This is a genomic window from Planktothrix sp., from assembly GCF_046067725.1.
GTDB lineage: Bacteria > Cyanobacteriota > Cyanobacteriia > Cyanobacteriales > Microcoleaceae > Planktothrix.
This window is the reverse complement of the sequence record NZ_JBJUDF010000123.1, coordinates 1-24575: the sequence shown is the minus strand read 5'-3', so window position 1 is coordinate 24575 and position 24575 is coordinate 1. Positions and strand designations below refer to the sequence as shown.

At 39.2% G+C, this 24575-nt stretch carries 20 protein-coding genes and 2 tRNA genes; 16 read left to right on the top strand and 6 right to left on the bottom strand.

Annotation, left to right across the window (positions count from 1 at the left end):
• From ACKPEB_RS06990 to ACKPEB_RS06980, 3 genes are all read left to right on the top strand, one after another.
• Positions 1-421: hypothetical protein (locus tag ACKPEB_RS06990; protein WP_408964141.1), on the top strand; the 421-nt coding region annotated here is incomplete at its 5' end.
• Positions 421-1068: a hypothetical protein gene (locus ACKPEB_RS06985; protein ID WP_408964140.1), complete on the top strand. Its 648-nt coding sequence runs from the start codon at positions 421-423 to the stop codon at positions 1066-1068. The genes ACKPEB_RS06990 and ACKPEB_RS06985, both read left to right, overlap by 1 nt.
• Positions 1069-1163: 95 nt before the next feature.
• The gene (locus tag ACKPEB_RS06980; RefSeq protein ID WP_408964139.1) at positions 1164-2759 is read left to right on the top strand and encodes a hypothetical protein; all 1596 of its coding nucleotides are present in this window, start codon (positions 1164-1166) and stop codon (positions 2757-2759) included.
• A gap of 2 nt (positions 2760-2761) precedes the next feature.
• Here the strand turns inward: ACKPEB_RS06980 and ACKPEB_RS06975 are convergent, their stop codons facing one another.
• On the bottom strand, positions 2762-3178 hold the full coding sequence (locus tag ACKPEB_RS06975) for a hypothetical protein (protein ID WP_408964138.1): 417 nt from the start codon (positions 3176-3178) through the stop codon (positions 2762-2764).
• A gap of 31 nt (positions 3179-3209) precedes the next feature.
• Here ACKPEB_RS06975 and ACKPEB_RS06970 point away from each other — a divergent pair, with 31 nt between their 5' ends.
• The 8 genes from ACKPEB_RS06970 (at position 3210) to ACKPEB_RS06935 (ending at position 10919) form a co-directional block, all read left to right on the top strand.
• Positions 3210-3929, top strand: coding sequence for a hypothetical protein (locus ACKPEB_RS06970; protein ID WP_408964137.1), 720 nt, complete (start codon positions 3210-3212; stop codon positions 3927-3929).
• A gap of 4 nt (positions 3930-3933) precedes the next feature.
• Positions 3934-6390, top strand: coding sequence for a hypothetical protein (locus tag ACKPEB_RS06965; RefSeq protein WP_408964136.1), 2457 nt, complete (start codon positions 3934-3936; stop codon positions 6388-6390).
• A gap of 2 nt (positions 6391-6392) precedes the next feature.
• Positions 6393-6566: a hypothetical protein gene (locus tag ACKPEB_RS06960; protein WP_408964135.1), complete on the top strand. Its 174-nt coding sequence runs from the start codon at positions 6393-6395 to the stop codon at positions 6564-6566.
• On the top strand, positions 6554-6757 hold the full coding sequence (locus ACKPEB_RS06955; protein ID WP_408964134.1) for a hypothetical protein: 204 nt from the start codon (positions 6554-6556) through the stop codon (positions 6755-6757). The genes ACKPEB_RS06960 and ACKPEB_RS06955 overlap by 13 nt, the downstream gene beginning before the upstream one ends.
• A gap of 20 nt (positions 6758-6777) precedes the next feature.
• Positions 6778-8505: a hypothetical protein gene (locus ACKPEB_RS06950; RefSeq protein WP_408964133.1), complete on the top strand. Its 1728-nt coding sequence runs from the start codon at positions 6778-6780 to the stop codon at positions 8503-8505.
• 70 nt (positions 8506-8575) lie between these two features.
• The gene (locus ACKPEB_RS06945; protein ID WP_408964132.1) at positions 8576-9040 is read left to right on the top strand and encodes a hypothetical protein; all 465 of its coding nucleotides are present in this window, start codon (positions 8576-8578) and stop codon (positions 9038-9040) included.
• Between the two features lies 1 nt (position 9041).
• Positions 9042-10748 (top strand): hypothetical protein, encoded by a 1707-nt coding sequence (locus ACKPEB_RS06940; RefSeq protein WP_408964131.1) that lies wholly within the window; start codon positions 9042-9044, stop codon positions 10746-10748.
• A gap of 99 nt (positions 10749-10847) precedes the next feature.
• Positions 10848-10919 (top strand) — tRNA-His (locus tag ACKPEB_RS06935).
• Between the two features lie 458 nt (positions 10920-11377).
• Here ACKPEB_RS06935 and ACKPEB_RS06930 read toward each other — a convergent pair.
• Positions 11378-11448 (bottom strand) — tRNA-Gly (locus ACKPEB_RS06930).
• Between the two features lie 100 nt (positions 11449-11548).
• Entirely contained in the window at positions 11549-13009 is a 1461-nt protein-coding gene (locus ACKPEB_RS06925) for a DUF697 domain-containing protein (RefSeq protein WP_408964130.1), read from the bottom strand.
• Positions 13010-13432: 423 nt separating this feature from the next.
• Here ACKPEB_RS06925 and ppk1 point away from each other — a divergent pair, with 423 nt between their 5' ends.
• The 5 genes from ppk1 (at position 13433) to ACKPEB_RS06900 (ending at position 20803) form a co-directional block, all read left to right on the top strand.
• The gene (ppk1, locus tag ACKPEB_RS06920; protein ID WP_408964129.1) at positions 13433-15589 is read left to right on the top strand and encodes a polyphosphate kinase 1; all 2157 of its coding nucleotides are present in this window, start codon (positions 13433-13435) and stop codon (positions 15587-15589) included.
• Positions 15590-15594: 5 nt separating this feature from the next.
• Positions 15595-16044, top strand: coding sequence for an EVE domain-containing protein (locus ACKPEB_RS06915; RefSeq protein ID WP_408964128.1), 450 nt, complete (start codon positions 15595-15597; stop codon positions 16042-16044).
• 99 nt (positions 16045-16143) lie between these two features.
• A complete protein-coding gene (locus ACKPEB_RS06910; protein ID WP_408964127.1) occupies positions 16144-18582 on the top strand; it encodes an endonuclease MutS2 in 2439 nt (812 codons plus the stop codon).
• A 157-nt stretch (positions 18583-18739) separates the two neighbouring features.
• Entirely contained in the window at positions 18740-19297 is a 558-nt protein-coding gene (locus tag ACKPEB_RS06905) for a DUF3038 domain-containing protein (RefSeq protein ID WP_408964126.1), read from the top strand.
• A gap of 24 nt (positions 19298-19321) precedes the next feature.
• A complete protein-coding gene (locus ACKPEB_RS06900; RefSeq protein WP_408964125.1) occupies positions 19322-20803 on the top strand; it encodes a DUF4335 domain-containing protein in 1482 nt (493 codons plus the stop codon).
• A 5-nt stretch (positions 20804-20808) separates the two neighbouring features.
• Here the strand turns inward: ACKPEB_RS06900 and ACKPEB_RS06895 are convergent, their stop codons facing one another.
• From ACKPEB_RS06895 to ACKPEB_RS06885, 3 genes are all read right to left on the bottom strand, one after another.
• Positions 20809-21261 (bottom strand): DUF29 domain-containing protein, encoded by a 453-nt coding sequence (locus tag ACKPEB_RS06895; protein ID WP_408964124.1) that lies wholly within the window; start codon positions 21259-21261, stop codon positions 20809-20811.
• Between the two features lie 92 nt (positions 21262-21353).
• Complete coding sequence (locus ACKPEB_RS06890; RefSeq protein ID WP_408964123.1) at positions 21354-23714, bottom strand: hypothetical protein; 2361 nt, start codon at positions 23712-23714, stop codon at positions 21354-21356.
• Positions 23711-24575 (bottom strand): phospholipase D-like domain-containing protein (locus tag ACKPEB_RS06885; RefSeq protein WP_408964122.1); only part of this gene is annotated, 865 nt, incomplete at its 5' end. The genes ACKPEB_RS06890 and ACKPEB_RS06885, both read right to left, overlap by 4 nt.

The window sequence follows — 24575 nt, the reverse complement described above, 5'->3', positions numbered from 1 at the left end:
TGGTGGGCAACTTTCTCTTCCTGGGAATGCCTCAAAATATGATATTAAAATCCCTAAGCCAGATGATGCGATCGCCTATTACTTCCCTCAATCTGATAATAAAAATGCTTTAACTGTTGAGGTGGTAGAGAAAATAACAAGTCACTCACAAATTATTGTTTTTGAAGGAGGGAGGGTTTTATCCTCTCCTAACTTATCAGGACAAACGATCAAGGTTAGAATCCCGATAATTTACCAACAGGCAACTCAGGAGTTAGTGGAAGGAATTGACAAGCTAGACGCTCATATTGTCTTTAAAGAAGGGAATCCACAAGATAGAAGATGGAAATATCTCGAATTGAGGCGGTGTGAATTTGAGCCGTTATTTGGGAATAAAATTAAATTTGTAAACTGGCAGGACAGCCTAGAGGAGAGGCTTTAATGCACTTTCGTTTAGATTATCAAAATGGGGATTTTACCATTGTATTCCCGCTATCTATTCAGCAATCAAGGAAGGTTTCAGCCTATCACCAAGAATTGAGGCGAATGATCTCAGGGGTTCACATCTGGCCAGAAGAAATAGACTCTAAAATGTACCCCATCCTTAAACTTTATTATCAGAAAATAGGGGTTTTCTTTGATGTCAATCCTGAATTATTAACTCAATCTTCCCGTCATAATTTTTTTATTGCGACTGAACCTATTGAATACAAAGGACAGTTGATTCCTGGGTTAAGTTTTTTAGAGCAACTTTTGGGATATGCCTACCCCAAGGAAGAAATATCAGAGGGTCAAACCTCTGAACCGATTATCACCACCGGAGATCAGAACCTCGATATAATTACAGACGCTATTTTGATCTTTAAGATAGGAGGGCTTGAAAATCATTATTCCCTTGATGAATTAGCTAAACTTTGCAAGCAAGCCAATGATAGATTAAAGCAAGCTGAGGAGTCAGCTAGAGGGGAAACGAGGGGAGGGGATGAAAACCTTGAGTCTGAAGCTTTAGACGATGATTTTGTTAAGGATAAATCCAGGCTTTATAATTGGTTAACTAACTTAGGAATCAAAGTCCCTGCGGAGTTTTAATATGGAACGAATTGTTGTCAACCGTCAAACAAGGGGAGTTCCGAAAAGTTCAGTAAAAATCAAAATCAGAATAGGTTATACAGGGCGAAAAGACGATGGTAAAAAGTAAAATGCCTTCTGTATTGGACAAATTAGGAATTGGTAAGGATTCTAAAGAAACCTGGAAACCTTGGGAACCTCGAAGCGATCCTCAAAGAATGGCGTTAACTACCCCGGCTGATATCGTGGGTTTTGGGGGATCAGCAGGTGGGGGAAAGACGGCTATTATTAAGATTTTGGCTGTTACTCAGCACAAACGATCAATTGTTTTTAGACGGGAATATCCCCGATTAAAAGATGTTATTGAAAAGTCAAAGAAGTTATTAAGAGGAAGTGGAGCAAGTTATAACAGTAATGAGAAAATTTGGCGAAGAGTTCCAGGGGGGAGAACTTTAGAGTTTGGGGCGGCTCAATATGATAAAGATATCGAAAATTGGCGGGGGATTGAACATGATCTAAAGGCAATTGACGAGGTAACAGAATTTTCTCTTGATCAGTTTTTATTCTTAACAGGTTGGTGTAGAAGTCCCGACCCTCATCAAAAGTGTAGGGTTTTGTTTACGTTTAACCCTCCAAGCCAGTTTAGCGGACGGTGGGTTATTTCCTATTTAGCCCCTTGGCTTGACCCCAAATATGAGCAACAGACCGGAAGACCAATGGCGGAACCAGGGGAACTGCGATGGTTTATTGGGGTGGGGGGCAAGGATCAAGAAATTGACGTTAAAGATTTTTATATTACAGTTGACGGAAAAGAAATCGAGTGCAAGTCTCCCGACAAAGTTATTGTTAACAATAAAATTTATTGGCCCAAACCACGAAAAGTCAAGGTAGGAAATGAAGAGTTAGAACCCCGAAGTCGTACATTTATCAGAGCAACCCTAGACGATAACCCATTCCTAAGAGAATCTGGGTATAGAGGGGTACTTCAGTCCCTTCCTGAACCTTTGCGATCGCAACTTCTCTATGGCGACATGACCATCGAGCCAGAATCAGACCCCTATCAAGTTATTCCTGGGGATTGGGTCACTTTGGCGATGCAACGATGGGTTGACTATCCTCAAACCTTAAAAATGTCCCATATTGGTGTGGATGTGGCGCGGGGTGGGATAGATAAGACAGTGTTAGCTCTGCGATGGGACAACTGGCTTGACAGGCTCAGGGAATTTGATGGAAGCCAGACCCCAGACAGCAATATTGTCGCGCAGCAGATTGCCTCCTGTATGGCGAACACTGGGGTAAAGGTACAAATTGACGTAATTGGGGTGGGTGCTGCGGTTCACGATACCTGTCGAGGGATGAAAATGCACGTTATTCCCTTGAAAGGAAGTGAAGCCGCGAAGGATGGAAACGGCGAGTATTTGAAAGACAAAAGCGGACTCTTGACTTTTGCTAATATGCGGACTTATTGGTACTGGAATCTGCGAGACTTATTAGACCCCAAGAATCAAATCCCGATCTGTTTACCTCCTGACGATCAATTAAAAGAAGAACTCTGTGCCTTCCGGTGGTGGGAGTCTGGAAAAACAATAATGATTACAAAAAAAGATGATATTAAGAGTATTATCGGGCGATCGCCTAACTTAGCCGATGCGGTATGCTATGCGTTTGCTAAAACTTACCGAGAAGGACTGGCTGATTGGATGAAAAAATAAATTCATAACCCAATAAAACAGTCAATTTGAAACGTGGAAATTGCTACCCAGAGCCGAGAAGAAGTTTGTTGCACTGTTGTAGCGTTAACTTCCCCTTTTAGCTGTACCTTGGCGGTTGAAAGCTCCAGGGTTCTAACAACCTCCTCGTTAATGGAAAATATCCCGTGTCTGGCATAAATCGCCTCGGTTGCTTTTTCTATCTCGGCATTTAATCGGGAGCTACAACCCATCGAAATCATCACGTTTCCTACAAGAGATCCCAGGTCAGAGGTATACCAATCTATCGCACCCGTCCGCTCCCCCACCATTAAATCCCGCCCGAAATCGAGGTCTTTTAGAAAGAATGCTTTGAGAAATGCTTGTTCAACTTGAGGGACAAACAATTCTATGGTCTGTTTTAATTCTTGGCGATAATTCACGGGATAATATTAGTAGTTAAATTAATTTTTTATGTTCACACTCTCTAATTCTAACTTACCCGCAACAATCCTGAGCCCATTTAATTTATCGGCTCCTATTTTGTCTGCACAAGGAAATCAGACATTAGCTCCTTTATTTCAAACTAAAACATTTCACAAATACCCTGGCGTTAACCCTTCCCCAACAGAGCTAACAACCCCTGATGCCGTCTTTACCCTTTATAAAATAAATCTGCCTTTTTTAGCTGTTCTACGGGTCGGGATAAACAATTTTATTCAAGCCACAAACCCAGATAGATTGACTGGGCAAAGATTCTATTTACAAAATACTACTGTCTATTTTGCGACTAATACCGTCCCTGATAGTATTAATTTAACCATAGAATTTAACGCCCCTATCCCCAGGGTAATGTGTGAGTTGATAGTATCTGTTCCATCGGGAATGATTGTGTCTCAAGTTTTAAATAGAGGTGTCCCCCTTAATTTTGGGCAAGTAGGGGAGCGAGTTGTGATTGATTGCTCTAATTCCTGCTGTCGGATTAGAGGAGGGGAAACTTTGGAGATGACAGGGCAATATACCGCACATCAGGAGCTAATTGGTCAACTCAATGTCTTTAATATTGGGGAGAACTTAGGGTTTATTGATTATGTAGAATGGAGAGGTAGACGGTTTGTTGAGCAACAGGGAGAATTTACACCTGGTCAGTTTTTCTGGGATGATGCCATTCAATCTTTAAAATTAATCACTTGATATTATGCCTATTGTTTCCCGTCCATTATTTAAAAATAATATCATCAAAAACCCTCCTAGTTTACCCATTCCTCTTCGGCTAGGGTCATTAACTGTTACAAAGAGTTTTGAGGAACATCCCAGTGCCTCGATTAACTACGAAGGTATAACAGAAGATAATATTGGAGGATTTAAGCAAGTTTATAATCCTTCAAGGAATACAAGAATCACCATAGACGGGATTCCATTTAGGGTCGCTCCCGATGGCGGTTATAGCTACAGTCGGACGGGATACGTTTATCGAGGAACCCAACAGATTAATGTCTATACTGTCTCAATTAATTTAGAGGGATGGTGGAAGGTTTTATGCGCTCGCAAGGTAAAGGTAAAACCTTTAGTGGATATTAGAACGGGAAAAATATCGGCGAGTAAATTGGCTTCAAAAGCAGGCGTGAACCTGTCGGGAAGCTTTGATATCTGGGCTGAGGATGTCAACTCAGAAACAATGATGAGCCTTGACGATGTATTAGAAGAATATGCTCGAATAAAGGGCTGTTATGTCTGTTATGGGGTGAATGTTGACCTTAAAAAAGCCAATTCAGGATCTAGCTATAGCTTTAGTTGGGGAGAACAAATATCAGATGGCTCTAATCAACTAGGTGTGGCTCCCTATTACAATGGAGCCGCGTTGACATGGACTCCAAGGGAAAGCAACAAAGAGCAAGTTGACCCAAATTTACCTCCCGAATTCAAGGAAAAAGAACCTGAATATAAGACTGAATATGAATATGATCAAGACGTAACAAACCCACCAAAAGGAACAGCTATTTTAAGGAGTTTAGACAGCAACTTAGACCAATCCGGCCCCAAGAAAGTCAGGAGAACAACCTACTCAATTGACGGGCAAACAGACAGAGAGGTTATTGAAACCTGGGGATTTGCTTATTACTTAAAAGATTTTATTGAAACGCCTGATGGATTAATGATTCTTGATCCGTGGAGACACTGGAAACTAATCGAATATCAGGAAACTCGTTATTATTATCAGGCAATTTCACCACCGATTTACACACTTACTACACCTCAGAACACAAAAGAAATAGAATATCAGTTAACTGTGCATCCAGATTATGAAAAATATTTAGGAAGTGGTGATTCAGTGAGGGGACTTCAATCTAAGGTTTCAAATGCTAAATACTTAACAAGTATCGTCACGTCTGGATGGAAATTAAGTCGATTTCAACAGGAAGAACCAGGAGGGGATACTGATACCCGTGAGATGACTTTTGTTGATGGGGAGGGAATGATAGACGAAATGGAATGGGGATGGGGTTATGTCGGCCCACCAGGTCAAGAAAGAATAAAGTGGATGTTGCTCAAGACAGGAAGGCTAATCCCTGCTCCTTGGTGGAAAGTAGTTAAATTTCAAAAAATAAACAGGCAAGATGTAACTAGCTTTTATATCAAATCAATGCGCGCAGACTATGAACAGGATACAGTCCCTTACAGCATTGAGTGGGTTTTTTGGGATGAAATGGACGAGCAAATGCAGCGAAAATTGTTCTCAAAGGTCACACCCCCAGTAGAAGGTTCCAATCGAAGGTTGAAAGTGGGCTTAATCACTGCTGACATGGACTTTGTGGAGCCGATGCTGGTCTGGACGGAATCTCGCCAAGCGTCTTCGATTGCGACAATGGCTCACCCCGACTCAACCAGCGAAGATCCTCTGCCAGCACTTGTTACAGGAGAAGAAAGCTATTATCAATCAATTTGGACTAAAAAGAACGACGAATATTCAACCGAGAAAATAGTGGAGTTAACCGCATCGGGAGCAGGGTTTGTTGACGGGGTTGAGAATGTTCGATATCGGGAGATTCAGGGTAGACCCCCAGAAGCTCAATACAGGAAAACAACATGGGAGCAACAGCAACCCAAAAAAACCTATACAAAAAGTGTTGTAACGACAAAAGAAGGTGTCGGAAAACGCTACTTTGTCTACTCTGATTCAATCCCTGAATGGGCATCAGAGGGGGGAGAGAGTCTAAGTTTTGGGGCTGCTTCAACACTAGAGGAAGCTGAAAAGGCAGCAGAAACCCAATTAAAGATCAGTACCCTACAAAGCACCCAAGAAACTCGAACAGTAAGCTGGCACTTCCCAAATATTGAAGGGGGAGATTTTTGTACTTTTAGTGGGGATAAATTCACGGGAAGATTTAGGGTACTTTCTTCGTCTTATACTCTACAATTTGATGGAAGTCAAAATATCTATGGCTTAGATCCGATTTGTACTTCAGATGGTACTCAGTTAACTCTTGGCTTATGGGATAATAGAAGCGTAAAAGTAGAGGTTAGAGAGGAATTAGCTAACTTTAATAATGACGGGAACAGCAATCAAGGAGAAGATCCTAAAATAGATAAGAATGCGACTATAATAATCTTGGGAGGGGTTTTACCTTCTACTGTTCCTAACCGGAGAAATTAAAAATGACATCTCCAAAAGAGAGAGAATTAGCGGAAAAGTTACTAAAAATCCTTGAGAAAGGACAACCTAGCTGGATTGTTTCAGGGAGTTCAATTATTGGAAAATACAAAGGGCAAACCGCAACAGCAACAAACCAAACTAGAACGATTAGGGAATCCGTAGCATGGCGACGTTAGATACCTCTAAAAAGATAATGGAAAACTTAAAACAGCTTAATAATTCTGTTTTAATTGGTAAAGCCTACCCTTTGGGAAGTAGCGGATCAATGTTTACCGGAATGGGGAAAAGTTTTATTTGTAAGGGTGTTGTAACGGGTAAAGCGATCGCATTCAAGCATAAAGGAACGTGGCGAGTTATACAAGGTTAAATGAATATTAAGGATAAAATATGCTAACTTATGCTGGGATTCCATCTCAAATATCCGCCCCGGTTGTTAACGTTACAGCCGGAAGTCTAACAACTGCGGTTAGTGGATCTCTGTATTGGCAGATGCAAAACCGACAAGGATTCAACTTATATTCGACTCCGACCACCATCAATTTAACCGCAGGTCAAGGATTGAGTGTGACGGTTCCTGACTGCAATTGTGAAGGTTACGAAGCAATTTCTTATATCCTTTCGTTTAGCCCCACAAACACCTATTTAGCTGCTTACGTTATTGCCACCTATTCCGCTTTAGATGTTCTCCCTGGAACAATAATACTTAATAAAGACGATCACTTTAAAACTCAATTAAGCATAGGAAACACCTCTCAACTTCCCACTAATAAAATTGAAGGGATGCGGGTTTATGTTGATGCGTGGGGAGAAATTAGGGCATGGGTAGGAGGGGAATGGGTCGCTGTTTATCCCCAGGAATTTCAAACCTTAATATCCTCCACTCGGTCAATTAATGGGTGCGATCGCCAACTCTCTGAGTTTACAGAAGAGCAAAAACAAATCATTATCCGACCGGATTATGCTGTTGATCGAAGCTACTCAGAGCCTGTTAAATTTTGGCTCAGAAACGAAACGACATCTCCCTATTTTGCGGGGAGATCCATATCAGTAGGGATATCGTGGGGGGATACGGACTTAACTGATCTGTTTTTTGGTGCGGGTGCGGTCAATTTGACATTTTTAGGATACGTCAAATTGACCGACGGATCTCTGGATACCTCCGCCTCTGGGGGTGGGGAGATGACGGGAATTAATCAAAGAATTACTTATACCAACAACAATTCGGGATTAATTTTAGAAAAAGATTTGCCATCGGGATATGCCTATCTAGTTGCTGTGGAGATTCAGGTTGACGTGGCAAGTTTAGGGGGTAGAGTAGCCGAGAATGCACAGATAGAGGTCAGTTTGTCAATCGGGGAGCGTGTTGGCTACTATTCGGGTGTGGCTGCAATCATTGGCAATTTAATTAGTGCGGGGTTAGATTTACGTCGAATTGTCCCTGATACGGGTTTAAGTGCGATCGCCTTATCGGGATCAGGAATTGTCAATGGGCGATCATTTATTGGGGTGGGAGAGCGTGGGGTCTTTGGTTTAGTTGCCAACACTGCTAATCAAATCGTTGCTATTAACGGGAATGGCACTTGTTTAGTTGTTTCTGAGTTAAATGCAGGTCAAGTTTTAAGAGCAAAGATTGGAACCTTAAATGGCATCGGGAAACCCGTTTTTGCGGGGGAGATAGCGTTAAGCTCTTCGACTCAATTACAAATCAATTTAACGCGTCCTACAGCTATCAGATCTGACTACCCTGATGTTATTGCTGGAAATACAAAAGGGATATTTAACGCAACTTCTGTCCGGGTTTGGGTGGGGGGTTATTTGTACTCTGTCGCATTGGAACCTGACGAAACGACCCAAATCTTAACGTTGACAGGAGTAGGCGGATCGTCATCTTCTGTTCCAGTGTCTGAATTGGGTCTGTATACTCCTGTTATTAATTCAATCAGTGCCATTAATGGGACTTCTAGTTTCTTAAGTGGAAATTATCTGGTTTTTGTGGCGTATTACTACGAAAATACCGTGACCTCTATTTCTCATCAAGGTATTATAGAAATGGAATCAGATATTTTAAGTTATATTGAATCCTCTGCGAAAAAATATGCAATTGTTTTAGGGTGATTTTCTTATATTGAAAAGCTTTTTACAGTGTCAAAGGATAGACTTGAATTATATTGATCTATTTAAAAATATGCCAGATATAGCAGATCAACAAACTCAGGCAGCAGCTTTAATTCGCGCTCAGATTGAGGCTTTAGATAATGCTGCTCAAACCCTGCCTTATTGGGAGATCTACAGGGCAATCTCCAACGAAAGCGGTGGAGGAGGATCAACTGATGTTTCCTCTCTTGCCACAGAAGCTACAGCAACAGCAATTAGTGGCAAACTTCCAGCTTTATCAAGTGGCAGAATTCCTGTTAGTTTACTCGAAACAAATTTAACCGCAGACTGGAGGGATTTAACGACAAACACCGTTATTCCTGCGGGTAGTGTTCAAATTTATTTAAAGGTAATTTTAGGAGATGTGACAATAAACGGATTGACTTATTCTACAGGAGAATATATCAACCTAGAATCTTGTTATCCCTACAAACATCCTGAAATTAACATCGTTATTCCTACAGGTAAATCAGTTCGATTAGTGAGAGGTTATTAACATGGGAATGGGTCAAATTGTTGATTATTCTCAATTTATTTTACAGATTGAAAAAGCGATCGCCAATGGTGTTGCTTCTCTTGATTCAAATGCGAAAGTTCCTAAAAATCAGATCAGCTTAAATGCGTCTGACGTGGGAGCGATCGCTGTTGAAGCAGATCCAACTGTTTCAAGCTTCACTAAAGGATTAATAACAAATGATTCGATTTTAACAGCATTAAACGCATCATCGGGGTTGATTTCATCAGATAGATTACCATCCTATGTTGATGATGTTTTGAGTTATGCTGCGATAGTTAATTTTCCGGTGGCGGGAGAAACTTCAAAGATTTACGTTGCGGAAGATACCAATAAAATCTATCGTTGGTCTGGTAGTTCCTATGTTGAAATTTCGTCCGCAGCAACGGCAGATACGGCGTTAAAATTATCAACACCACGAACCATCTCAACGACTGGAGACGCAACTTATTCTGTTAGTTTTGATGGTTCTGCTAATGTTTCGAGCGCAATAACTTTAGCAAATAGCGGTGTAACGGCAGGAACTTATAACAATTCGGCAACTCAAGTTAGACCTTTTGCTGTAGACGCCAAGGGTAGAATAACAAGCGTAGGAACAGCAGTAACCATAACTCCTGCATGGACATCTATTGCAGGGAAACCAACGACTTTATCAGGATTTGGAATTACAGATGCACAGCCACTAGGGGATGAATTAACGGCTATTCAGGCATTAGCTGATACCGCAGGATTCTTAAAGAAAACTAGCAATGGTGTTTATTCGATTGATAGTAACTCCTACTTAACTGCAAACCAAACGATAGCAGTATCAGGAGATGCAACAGGTAGTGGAACAACAAATATTAGTTTGACTCTTGCAGCAAGTGGTGTAACGGCAGGAACTTATAACGCCTTATCGACTCAAGTCCGACCGTTTACTGTTGACGCTAAAGGTCGAATTACCGGAGTTGGTACACCTGTTGATATTGCCCCTCCCTGGAGTGCTGTTACCGGGAAACCAACGACTTTAAATGGGTATGGAATTACGGACGCTTTGCCCTTGTCCGGTGGTACAGTAACGGGTGTAACAATTTTTTCCAACGCGACACCATCAACTTCTACTACTACTGGTGCGATAGTCGCTTCAAGCTTGGGGATTTCAGGAGCTATTTTTGCGGAAACCTTAAATGGAAATGGAAGTGGAATTACTAACATTAAAGCTGATAATATCTCATCAGGTACAATGCCGTATCAGCGCATAAACATGACGGAAAATACTCCCCCAGTCAATGACAGTTCTCCTGCTGTTAATACAATTTGCAACATGGGAGTTTCTTTAAATAATGGCTACCCTCTGACGGGGCACTTATTTTCTAGTGTGGCGAGTTCGATTCGAGGGATTCAAATATTATCAAATCCTCTTGCTCCTGAATTTTCTTATATTAGATCTTGTCACACAAATTTTCCAACAGGGTGGAGTCCTTGGCAAAAAATAGCTATAGAAAATTTAAGTGGACGGGTTCAATCCACGTCGGGTTTTTCTGTAGGCGGTAATCAAGTTGTTTCGGCTCGCAGAACAGGATGGACAACCCCGACGGGAACTGCTACTCGCGCAACTTTTGCGACGTCAACTGTCACTCTTTCGCAATTAGCTGAAAGAGTAAAAGCATTGATCGACGACCTAATGTCTCATGGATTAATAGGGGCGTGAAGGGACTTGAGACGATTATTCAAAAATCTGAAAAATTTTTGCTGAAAATCCTTGACTAATCCCGGTAGGGTACTGCTAATATAAATGACCGTGAAGCAATGGGGCGTCGCCAAGCGGTAAGGCAGCGGGCTATGGTCTCGCCATTCAGAGGTTCAAATCCTTTCGCCCCAGTTTAAACGATTATACTGGAAGTCAACCTTAAGCAAGGATTGCTTAAGGTTTTTTGATATTTCTCTATTTTAAATGTCGTGAGGGTGTCAAATCTAACAATCGAGTAAAGACTCAATTGTTAGAACCAACGACTCAGACAACTTCAACCCGTTGGCATCTTTTTGGTTTCAATTCTCATTCGTTTCAATTCTCAATCGAGTCTTTACTCGATTGTTAGTCTCAATTGTCTACGGTTTAACCGCTAGTGCAACGTTTCAATTCTCAATCGAGTCTTTACTCGATTGTTAGTTCATTCGTCTGTCTAATGTACACGGAATCGGGTGTTCAAAAGTAAAATTTTTTGAACATTTTTTGAACACTTTTTTTTGAACGGGGATAAAAGCGTTCAAAATCTTTAAACCCCTACACCGTATATAGCGTAAGGGTTTTAAAGACTAACTAGATGTGGTGTTTGAGAAAGCGGGTGGCGGGAATCGAACCCGCATTAATAGCTTGGAAGGCTATAGTTTTACCACTAAACTACACCCGCGTTGTGTTTCACAATTTCTAACTATAGCATAAATTTCCGAAATGTAAACCCAGTTCTCAAACTTTTTTTTGAGGACTGGGAAACTGGACAGAGAGTACCGCTAAGACACAGACGATTCAACGGTTTGCTTGGGTTTAAACTGCATCATCAGATAATTGACCGCTTGTTTGACAAACGACTGTAATAAACCTGCTTGTTGATTTTGCTGAAATACGGTTTGTAGGGTTTTCTTGAGATGATCCCAATTCAGACTCGGATTGTTGCTGGCTTCTAACGGGATGTCCTGCGCTTGGAAATACTCAATTAAACTCAACCCCGCAATTCGGGTTAAATAAGCTGCACTGACTCCTTGTACTAGACTTCCAGCGATCAACGTCACGGTATTACTTTTCAACAACGAGGTTAAGGTTTGGGTGGACATTTCCACAAACCCCAATTTCAACATCTGAGTGCTAATGGTTGTTGCAACTTCCTGACCTTGCTGAAAGGAGAATTTTTGTTGATAAATCGCCCCTAAATCCATGACCAATTGGGCATTAACAGCCGCCGTTGCTAACATATCTAATACAGGAACCGGATTTGCTACCGTTGCGGCGGCTGCAATCCATTGATATTGTTCAACCAAAGGTAAAGCTTGTTCTCGACGTAATTGATTGAGAATTTCCTTCGCTTGTTGTCGTAATGCTAAGGCTTCCCGATAGGTGGTTGCTAATACTAAAGCTTGTTGTTCTTGACTGATAATAGAATCAAGACGCCCAGTTAACGGAGCGAGAATCGGTGATTGCGCTTCTAACCATTCTTTAACCGTCCCATCCTCTTGATGTTGACGAACTTTGACGGGATTTGGAGAAGCTGCGATCGCAACAATATCTTCTGAGGATAACACCCCCGTTAATGTTGTTTTTAACTGCTGCAAAATCACGGGTTGATCCCCGATTAAGTATTGATCTTGCTTATTCCAAACTAAAAGCACTCGATGGTGATTTGCTATCAGTTCAGAGAGAATTTTAAATTCGGGGTCAGTTAAATCTGCATCCGTTATAAAAACCACCACATCCATCGCCGTTAAATTGGGGATAGGAGTATTGAGATCAGTGGCTGAAACTTCTGTCAAACTTAAGGTTTGAGATTGTTGAGTCAGCCAGTCCGACTCCAACCGTTGTAACAAAGCGGTTTTTCCCACACCTTTGTGACCCACCAAGGCGATATGCAGGTTTGTTCGTTGCAGATGGCACTTGAGTTGCTCTGTTTGCTGTTGTAGCGCATTGAAACGGCTGTCTTCAGTGGCTATTTCTGTCGCTAGACGTTGGATCAGTGTTTGGGTTTGGGAGATCGCTGTTTCCACTAATTCCTGATTTAACGGTTCTGGAGGTGACGACAATGGCAGAGGTTCTGTCCCTTGTTGCTTCCACCACCACAGTCCGGTGCTTCCCAGCACCAAACTCAACAGCACCAGTTGTCCGAATTCGGACGCAGAATGCTGAAGACCTTGCAACAGCCACAGACCCAAAGAAAGTCCAATCCCTCCCATTAAAATTGGGCGCTCCAATTTCACTGCCATCTAATCCTCCGCCAACGTCATCAAACCTTACGTTTCGAGTGGGGTTGGTTTGAATAAACCCTAATTTCTATGGTACTTCGAGTCTGGCAACTTGTGGAATTTTAGATCAAGATTATGAATCAGGCTAAACCCATTCAGGAATCAATTAGACTATCAGCGCCCATTAATCTTAAACGCCGATTAACAGGAGCAATTTCATGATTTCTGTCTCGCCAGATTTACTAGAAACTGAATCCTCTATTTTAAACCTTAAAATTAGCTGAACAAATTAGTCAAGCTCTCAATGGGTTGATCTCAATTAAACCTTCGCTCAACTAGAATTCCATCTCGCTTAGTAAATATTCCCTGAAGGTGTAACCATTTTAACCATCAAGAATTACAATAAGAGTTAAGTTGACACCATCTGCGCTCACACCCTCAATTATGTCCAAATCCAAAAAAACAGAACCCAAAATTACCAAAGACATCAATCTTAAAGATCCTCAATATTACTTCAGCCGAGAACTTAGTTGGTTAGAGTTTAACCGTCGGGTCTTAGCAGAAGCTTTAGACTCTCGAACCCCTTTGTTAGAACGTCTGAAATTTTTAGCAATTTTTAGCTCTAATTTAGACGAATTTTTTATGGTGCGAGTCGCAGGAATTAAGAGACAAATTGAAGCACAAGTCAATAAAGTCACTTCCGATGGTCGCACCCCGCAACAACAATTGAATACAATTCATGAAAGATTGTTACCAATGGTAACAGAACAACATCAATATTTTGAACATAAAATTAAACTAGAATTAGCTCAAAATGGCATTCATTTATTAAGTTATATTGACCTCAACCAAGAACAAAGAAGTTATTTACAGCATTATTTTGAGGAAGGGATTTTTCCAGTTTTAACTCCTTTAGCAATTGACCGTAGCCATCCCTTTCCTTATTTATCAAATTTGAGTTTAAATTTAGCCGTTGTTCTGAAAAATCCTGAAACCAAAGAGGAATTATTTGCACGGGTAAAAGTTCCGAGTTCTTTGCCTCGATTTATTTCCTTACCGAAAGAATTACGAGTGCAAGCCAATGGAGAATTTGCAGCCTGGATAGGGGTTCCTATTGGTCAAGTGATTGCCCATAATTTAGAATTTCTATTCCCAGGAATGGATATTCAAGATTATTATATTTTTAGAATTACACGGGATGCCGATTTAGAAGTCCAAGAAGATGAAGCCGATGATTTATTATTAGCCATTGAGCAAGAACTACGGAAACGTCGAGTTGGAGGTTCGGTGGTTCGTCTGGAAATTAATAGTTCTATGCCGGATTATTTCCGCAGTTTATTAATCGATGAATTAGAAATAGAATCTGAAGATATTTATACGGTAGATGGATTAATGGGCTTACGGGATTTAATGTATTTTCTGAGTTTACCGCTACCTGAATTAAAAGATAAACCTTGGAGTGCCGTTTTACCGCGTTGGATGAGGGATAGTGAAGATATTATCCCGGCAACTTCAGGAGAAGATGACAAAGATATTTTTGCTATTTTACGACAGAAAGACGTTTTAGTTCATCATCCTTATCATTCTTTTTCTGCAACGGTTCAACAATTTATTAGTCAAGCTGCCTATGATCCTCAAGTCTTAGCCATTAAAATGACTTTATATCGCACCTCTGGGGATTCTCCGATTGTTAATACCTTAATTGATGCGGCAGAAAATGGTAAACAAGTTGCCGTTTTAGTGGAAATTAAAGCTCGATTTGATGAAGAAAATAATATTCAATGGGCTAAAAAATTAGAACAAACCGGGGTTCATGTTGTTTATGGATTAGTAGGTCTAAAAACCCATACTAAAATTGTCATGGTTGTGCGTCAAGAACCCGATGGAATTCGCCGTTATGTTCATATTGGAACCGGAAATTATAACCCAAAAACTGCGAGACTCTATACTGATTTAGGGTTATTAAGTGCCCGTCCAGAACTGGGGGCAGATTTAACGGATTTATTTAATTTTTTAACCGGATATTCTAGGCAACAATCCTATCGTAAATTGTTAGTTGCTCCGGTGAATATGCGACAACGTTTTTTAGAGTTAATTCGCAGGGAAACCGAACACGCTCATCAAGGGAAAAACGGTCGTATTGTTGCTAAAATGAATTCTTTAGTCGATCCAGAAATTATTGAAGCTTTATATGAAGCGTCTCAAGCAGGAGTTGGGATTGATTTAATTGTTCGAGGAATGTGTAGTTTGCGTCCAGGTTTAGAAGGAATTAGTGATCATATTAAAGTGATTAGTATTATTGGACGATTCTTAGAACATTCTCGGATTTTCTATTTTAATAATGGCGGAAAAGAAGAGGTTTATATTGGTTCCGCAGATTGGATGCCTCGTAACTTAAATCGTCGGGTAGAAGCGATCACTCCCATTGATGATCCAGACATTGCTAAGGAATTACAAGAAATTTTAGGAATTATGTTATCCGATAATCGCAAAGCGTGGGATTTACAACCCGATGGTCAATATATTCAACGTCGTCCTGCTGAAAATGCTCCAGAATTATGTGCCCATGATATCTTAATGGAGGCGGCTTTAAAAAGTTAGAAATTATGAATTATTGGTTGCTAAAATCTGAACCGGATGTTTATAGTATTGAGGATTTAAAACGCGATCGCATTTCCCTCTGGGATGGGGTAAGAAATTACCAAGCCAGAAATTTTCTTAAAGCAATGGAAAGCGGAGATGTGGCGTTTTTTTATCATTCTAATACTAAAATTCCAGGGATTGTGGGACTCGCTAACATTATTGAAATTAATCTAATTGATCCGACTCAATTTGAGGTTAATAGTCCCTATTTTGATTCCAAAGCAACCCCTCATTCTCCTCGATGGTATACTGTTAAAGTTGAATTTGTGGAACAATTTTCTGCTATTATTAGTTTAGAAACCCTCAAACAAACCTTTAATTCTGAAGAATTAGCACTTGTCAAACGAGGAAATCGTTTATCTGTCATGCCTGTTTCACTATCCGTTGCTGAGAGAATTTTGAAGTTATCATAATCAAGATTTTCCTGCTCTTCCCAAGGAGGATTGAAGAAAATCTCCAAAACTGCTACAATTGTGTAGTATATAAACATTACACTTTTAAATTTTGAGGCATTGATTCAAACAGAAACCTTAGAACTATTAGAATGGGAACGGTTATGTCGTCATTTATCCACCTTTACGGCGACAAAACTCGGTGCTGTGGCGGCGCAGCATTTACACATTCCCACGACTCCCAGAGAAACCCTGCAATTATTAGCTCAAACTCAAGAAGCTTATACTTTAGAACTGCGACAAAATGGTTTAAAATTTGAAGGAATTGAAGACATTGGTGTTTATTTAGAACGAGTCGAACGTCAGGGAATGTTATCAGGAAATGAATTACTAAATATTGCCACAACTTTAGCGGGAGCTAGACAGTTAAGGCGCAGTATTGATAATCAATCTGATGTTCCTATTTTAACAGAATTACTGGCAGAATTACGCACCCATCCTCAACTCGAACAGGAAATTAATCACTGTATTGATGAACGGGGAGATGTGGCGGATCGTGCGAGTCCGAAACTCGGAGAAATTCGGGGACGGTTACGCAGTCTGCGAGATCGAATTTATGAGATTTTGCAAAATATTATTCAACGCAAATCGAATGCCGTTCAAGAACAATTAATTACCCAAAGAGGCGATCGCTTTGTCATCCCCGTTAAAGCCTCTCAAAAAGATGTTATTCCAGGGATTGTTCATGATACCTCAACCACAGGTTCCACCCTTTATATTGAACCGAAAGCCACCATTGATCTCAATAATCAACTGCGACAAATTCAACGGCAAGAAAAAGCCGAAGAAGAAATAATTTTACAGGCTTTGAGTGACCAAGTTGGAGCCGTTAAACCGGATTTAGAACGATTATTAATAATTGTTACAATGGTGGATTTAGCGGTTGCTAAAGCTCGTTATAGCCTATGGTTAGAAGCGAATCCTCCCTCGTTTATTGATGTAGAATCTCCTGAAAAGGTTCTCTCAAATCCCATTCATTTACGACAACTTCGTCATCCATTATTAGTCTGGCAACAACAACATGAACAAGGATTTCCGGTTGTTCCCATTGATGTGATGATTCATCCTAAAATTCGAGTTGTAGCGATTACTGGCCCCAATACTGGGGGGAAAACGGTTACGTTAAAAACCATTGGATTAGCTGCATTAATGGCAAAAGTCGGGTTATTTATTCCCGCCAGAGAACCTGTAGAATTACCTTGGTTTGATCAAGTTTTAGCAGATATTGGAGATGAACAATCCATTGAGCAAAGTTTATCAACTTTTTCCGGTCATATTCGCAGAATTAGCCGGATTTTAGCCGCGATTAATCCTCCAGAAAAAACGGAAGAAAACACCCGATCTTCGAGTTTAATTCTACTGGATGAAGTGGGGGCAGGAACCGATCCAACCGAAGGTACAGCCTTAGCGATCGCGCTTTTACAATATTTAGCAGATCATGGGCTATTAACCATTGCAACCACTCACTTTGGAGAACTAAAATCTTTAAAATATGAAGATGAACGGTTTGAAAATGCTTCCGTTGAATTTGATGAACAATCTCTGCAACCCACCTATCGATTATTATGGGGAATTCCAGGGCGTTCTAATGCGTTAACCATTGCCAAACGCTTAGGATTAAACTCAGAAATTGTAGAAAAAGCAGCGAGTTATGTCGGGGAAAGTTCCGAGGAAGTTAATCAAGTCATTGCGGGGTTAGAAGCGCAACGTCGTCAACAGGAAACCAAAGCTCAAGCCGCTAGTCAATTATTAAAAGATACAGAACGTTTGCATCAGGAATTAGCCCAAAAAGCAGCCGCATTAAAACAACGAGAACGGGAGTTAAAGCAAGTTCAAGAACAGGCAATTCAAGATACTTTAATTCAAGCTAAATCAGAAATTGCTAAAGTCATTCGGCGCTTACAACAAGGAACCCCAACGGGTCAAGATACGAGTCAAGCAACGGAGGCTTTAAATCAAATTGCTCAACAGTATTTACCGTCTCGAAAAGAACCGCCTAAACCGCCGCCAGAGTTTAAACCGAAAGTGGGAGATCGCATTAGAATTCCTCGGTTTGGTCAAACGGCTGAGGTTTTAAGTGAACCCACTTCAGATGGTGAAATTACCGTGCGTTTTGGCATCATGAAAATGACCGTAGGCTTAGCAGAAATTGAATCCTTAGAAGGTTTAAAACCGACTATTCCTAAACCTCCAGAACGCAAAAAAGAACCCACTCCTGAAAAGGAACAAAAACCAGAAAGACCCCTTGTTAGAACCTCTAAAAATACCATTGATCTTCGAGGAAAACGCACCTCAGAAGCCGAAATTGAACTGGATCGAATGTTGGGTCAAATTCATGATTTTGGAGCAATTTGGATTATTCATGGGAAAGGAACCGGACAACTGAGAAAGGGAGTTCATGAGTTTTTGACCAACCATCCGTTAGTGGAACGATTTGAATTAGCTCCACAAAATGATGGGGGCGTTGGTGTTACAATTGCTTATTTAGTAAATCGCTAATTTTTGGGTTAAATCATTGACTGTTTAGGGGTAAAATGTCCATGATTGATGTTAACCCCAGTAGAGACGCGCCAATAGCCTGACGGCATAAATAGGCGCGTCTCTACTGCGACCCTTTCATTAAAAGAGGTTGTTGTACAATTCTTTCCCTGAGTCCATGCTAAATTCTGATGCTAATGATGAGCAAAAATCAAACCCAAATAGAGACGATTTAAACCTTGATCCCAAACCCGAACAATGGGGTGAAATTACGGTTAAAATTCAGTTATTATTATTAGCCATCGAAGCCTTAACCGGAATAGCATTAGAAACCATTTTACAAGTCGGCTCCTTACTAAAAATAGAAACTTCTGTTCCTGATCAAATTCAATTATTACAAAAACATTCAGAACAAAATCCTTTATCTGTTGAAGAAATGCGATCGCTCGTTCTGATTATTTGTTATATTGCTCAACAGGATCAAGTGTTAATTCGCCGTGCATTAGGGTTAGTGGAACAAATGGCGCACCAAAAAACCGAGTTTCGTCAAGTCACCTTGCTACGGGAATATTTAGATACCTTTAATGACAGTTATCAACAATGGATAACCTTCAACCCTCAAACCTTCTTAGACCTTGATACCCTAGCCATTAAATTACTGATTGATTTATTATTTTATAGTAAACCTGATAGCCATCAACAATTATGGTTAACACTGATAGAGTCGCCAGTTTAGTTTATCCTTAACGGTTAAAATATTATGATGATTATTCGACGCTATACCCCCCCAACTTGCAGTTTAGAAGTTCAGGCGGAACGTTCTTTCCTATCTCGTCTGAAACACCAACCGATTTTAGAACAGTTTAAATTTAAACTTTGCTTTGATGATCCGCGTTTACCTGATGCCGATCATATTACCATTGAAGGCGATCGCACACAACTAGAAACCCTCTATCAAGTTATTAAAAATTATATTCAAAATTTTCTTAATTTCTCTCCTAAATCCTCTAATCAATCTGAAACTTTATCCCTTAATTCTTCTACAGAAAATACCCCAGCTTATGTAATTTTTGATGACGAACCTTCGGAAATTACCATTAAACCCGATGGTTTATTATATCATAACTTATTTTTCGGTAATTTATCCGATAATTCTGCCCAGTCTTTAGTTCATTTAAGCGTTTTACAACTCTTTGATCTGGCTACGGCTTTAGATGAATATGCAACGGAAGCCGAACAATTACCGAATCTAAAATCCTTAGAAAAAACCACACAGGAATGGTTAAAAACAATTTTATTTATTATCATTTCTATTGGTTGTTTAACAAGTTTAATTAGACTGATTAATCTCTATCGCCAACCCCAAACTCAAACCGCCACCCAACCGTCCCAAACCGTTCAAATTCCGCCCCCTAATTTGGTTCCGTTACCCCCGCCGCCTACTTTAGCACCCCTTCCCGTTCCCTCTGTTCCCCCTACACCTCAAGTCAAAGTCGCCCCCAATTTACCCCCCGTCAATACCGCCCCCCTCCCCGTTCCCGCCCCCCTATTTCCCAACCCAGTATCCCCCCAAACCTTCCCCAACCTCACCCCCTCGGAACCGGGGTTAATCATTATTCCCCAGGACTCTCCAGCAACGGATGGGTCTGCACCTTCCGCACCGCCACCCCTCGCCGCACCCGCACCCCCACCGCCCTCGGTCGCAGTTACTCAACCTCAAACGCCGCCTCCATCTCCCCCGGTACTCTTTGCACCCCAAACCATTGAATTACCGACGTTAAAAAATGCACAAACCCCGATTATTTTAGAAGTTCCTTCTCCTGAAACAACGGCTGAAAAACCGTCAAATCTTTCTGCTGAAAATTCTAATACTGATGAAGAAAATTATTTAGCGCAATTGAATAAACGTCCGCGCAGTATTGCTGCTACTCGTCAACAAGATACGACCTTATTTGATCAAATTCCACAAGTGGCAGAAATTAGAAACTATTTCCAAAATATTTGGTATCCGCCTAAACAGTTAAAACGCACATTACAATATAGTTTAACCCTTAATTCCGATGGTTCTTTGCAGAGTATTAACCCGGTGGGTCAACCTGCGGTTAATCGTCAAAAACAACTGGATTTTCCAGAAATAGGAAAACCCTTTGTGTCTCCTTTGGAGTCAGGAAAAACCCCTAAAATTCGGTTAGTTTTACAACCGGATGGGAGTGTTCAAGCATTTTTAGAATCGTTGAATTAGGGGTTTTATAGGGGTGTTTCCCAAAATTTCCCCGTTAATAAACTGTCTACATCCTGGGGAAACGGACAAACATCAGGAAATTCTGCATCATATTCAATTCTCATATTTTCCAAAGCTTCCTGATAGCAATTAAGATAATTTCCTTGCAAATAATTCCTCAAACTTGGAGAATCCTTTAACTGTTTTTTAATATCCTGTTGCGTTCGAGAAATGGTTACTTCCCAGCCTCGATAACAATCGGGTAACGAAACATAACACCGTTTTAAAGCGTGTTCAAACAACGTTGTTAACCGACTTTCTAATTCTCGTTTATCCCGCTTTCCCAAAGATTCAATCTCCTCAATTAAATTATCCCAATCTAAATTTTCAAGATTTCGAGATTTTAACTGATTAACCGTATCTTCAATCCACAGTGCAAAATCAATATCATAAAGTGTTTTTAACGAGGTTTGGGTCATAATGATAACCTACATCTTGATCATGATTTTATTTTAACGTAGTTGAAAAGCGATCGCCCATTGATTAATCAATTCCCTGGTTATAGTACAAATTAACTTGCTTGGATCATTCCGTCAATATCGGATTGAGACGCTTTTCCTTCAATTAGTTCGGCGAATAGTTGATTTAAAGATTTTTCTTGACTCACTTGGTTTAACATTACTTTTTCATCTTCAAAGTGTTTAATTACTTGTATTGCTTGTTGTTTTTCTTGAGAATATTCTTTGAAAAAATCTGGATCAATTTCTCGAAATGTTAGCAAATAAGATAAAGCTAAAAAGGCATTTTGTTTATATTGTTCAGTAAATTGGTTAGCGGGTTTACTCAGGAGATACTTGGTTATTAACAAAAAATGATTTTTATAGTTGAAATTTTCCGCCTTTGATTGAAAGTTATAATACCACAATAAAATTCTTGCATATCCCCATAGGTATTGATTCTTTGTCAACTTATACTCCTCCTCAAATAAATCAAAGTAGAGTTTTTGCTGAGAGGTACTGAAAGCAGTTCTAGCCAGACTTTCAAAATATGCGCTGCTACCTTGTCTGATAACTTGTTTTTTTCGTTTGGTAGTCAGCTTATCTTTGAAATAATCAAAAGCTGGTTCTAGGTTAAAAGGTTCAGAAAATCTATAAATTTTACCGACAAATCGAAGCATTTTTTTTACTAAATTAATAGAATTTGGATAGGATTTTATCATTAAATCAGGTAGCTTAATAAAATCAGAATTTTCAAATATTTGCTTTAATTCAATAACTTCTGGTTCTGAGCTATCTGTTTGAATATTTTGAAAAATATCAATATTATTAGGTTTAGGAAGTTTTTTATTAATGGAGTTCAAGAGATGATCTAATATTTTTTCCTGGCTAGATTTTGATTCTATAGGAATAGATATTTTGCCAAGTTCTGCTTTAACTTCTTCCAAGTATTCTTTGTACTTTTTTTGATGTCCTGGGTTTTTTAAGTATTGTATATGCTTGTCTGATTGATCCCCCCGATTGTTAACAATCTGTTGATAAGGAATATAACCAAAGGATTCCTCAACTCTATCTACAAGTTTTGATGTAATTCTATAAGTTTCGTTAACATCGCTAACTTTTAATTCTGGAGGTGCATTGAGTTTGAGAATAAATTCTATTTTTATTTTGATTTCCACATCTTCTCGATCTGGTGTTGTTTCTGGGAAGTTCTCAATCAAGATTTCATAATTTTGTGGAATTCCTTTTTTTAAGAATTTTTCCCCATTGACTTTAATTGGAAGTTTAACAAGATTTTTACGAATTAAGAATTCATTTTGATTAGTTTCGGGGATAGTTCCTCTTAATGTTCGTGGTGAACCTTCGTAGGAAATGGTTTGATCGGATAATTGAATCCATTGAGTGATCAGATTTCCGTGTTCATCTTTTGTTCCAATTTCAAATTCAATGGTATCTAAATAAATTCCAAATAAGGGAAAATTAGAGTTTTGTTTCTTTTCCTCCCACACTCTAGGAAAACTTTGAGGATCAGAACTGACACATAAAAATTGCGGAAGTCGCTGTTTAATAATCGGAAATCGATTATATTGAGAAATTAAAATCCAGTGATAATTAGGATCTGCTATTTTTTCTAAGCTGGAGAAATTAACTCTATTATTAACAATATTTTCAAGATCTGCCAGCTTTAACTGGACTTGTTTATAATAGATTTGATCAGAATCCATAATTTCAACAATAATAGAGATTGATTCTGTCTTTAAACTATAGGGAATTTGTTCAAGTATTGCAATTTTTTGTAAATATTTTTGTAGATGAGCGATCGCAGTTTCTTCTAAATTACTATTCGAGGAAAAGTTAGTTAAAATTTTAATAGCAATATCTCTACAAATTTGATTATATGTTTTAACAGTATTAAAAGGCATTTGAATCAATAACGGTTCTTTTGTATTAAGAATAGGAATTCCCTGCTGATCTCGTTGAATGGGAATTAAGTGATCGCATTCCAAACAATCTAAATCTATAAATATTAACGGTTTATCAGGATTTAGATGTTTAAATTGTTGATAATAATTCCAATAATAATAAGCACTTTGATATAAATAAGTTTCTTGATAATTTAAAAATTGACTGGTACTTAAAGTTAACAAGTCAATTGTATCTCTAATAATAAATAACCGTTGTATTCCAGTTTGGGTTAACTTCTCACCCAGAAAATTATTTTCATGAGTTTTATTAATTTCTAACTGTTGACTACGATGATTTGAAATAACGGGTTCAACTCGATAGGGAATCATTCCATATTCTATGATTAATTCTTGTTTATATCTTCTGGGTAAGTTTCCCTGAGAATGAATTAACTCATCAGGATTTTTATCAAACTGATAAGCATATTGACATAATTTAATATAGGATTCTAAATTAAATAGTTGAGTCATGATTTTGAACCTTTTAATGTGCTAATAATTTGACTAATTTCTTGAGAATCTGTAGTTTTATACATTAAGTCATAACTTTTTTGATGTTTCAGAGAAAAATCAAAGTTAATTCCGCCGATATAAGCGATTTTATTTCCTAATAGTGTGATTTTTGCATGGAGGTTTTTTCTCCTTTGAATATTGACAGTCGCATCTGAACATCTCATTTCTTGATCAATATAAACGATAGTATTTAAACGCTGCAATTGGGCTCTTAATTCAGCCGTTGCTTGAAAATTACGACTAAAAATTATGACTTTTCCTTCAAAATTACTCAACTCTTTTAAAAGATCATTATAATATTGATCAGGAGTTAGTAAAGTAGAAGAAACCGGATAAGATTCTTGACGATAACGTTTGATAGTTCGCAATTCAAACCCATCAAAACCCAATACAGGAATTACATGATCTCGACTAGAAGATTGCCAAAAATAACGAAATACATTAATGAGTTGTTGATGAGTTTCATTATTTTGACAGATCATTCCTGACTCTAAATTAACATCTAAGCTGCCCCTTGTCAAATTCATTGATCCTAAGTAACCATGATTTTCAGAAATGCAAGTTTTTAGATGAAATGCACCGCTTCTGATCTTAACCTTAGCATCTAACAATTGACGTAAACAATCTTTTTTTCGTTCATCAGCGCGTTTAAAATGTTCAGGTAAATTGTCAGAAATTGTCACTTGTTGATCAATTCTATCCACAACTTCATCCCGCAAATCTGTTAATATCCAGACTCCTTGCGGTAGAGTGGCTGATTTTTCACAAATTTGATTAATTAATGCTTCATCTTCGAGGATATAGCTAGAAATTAGTAAA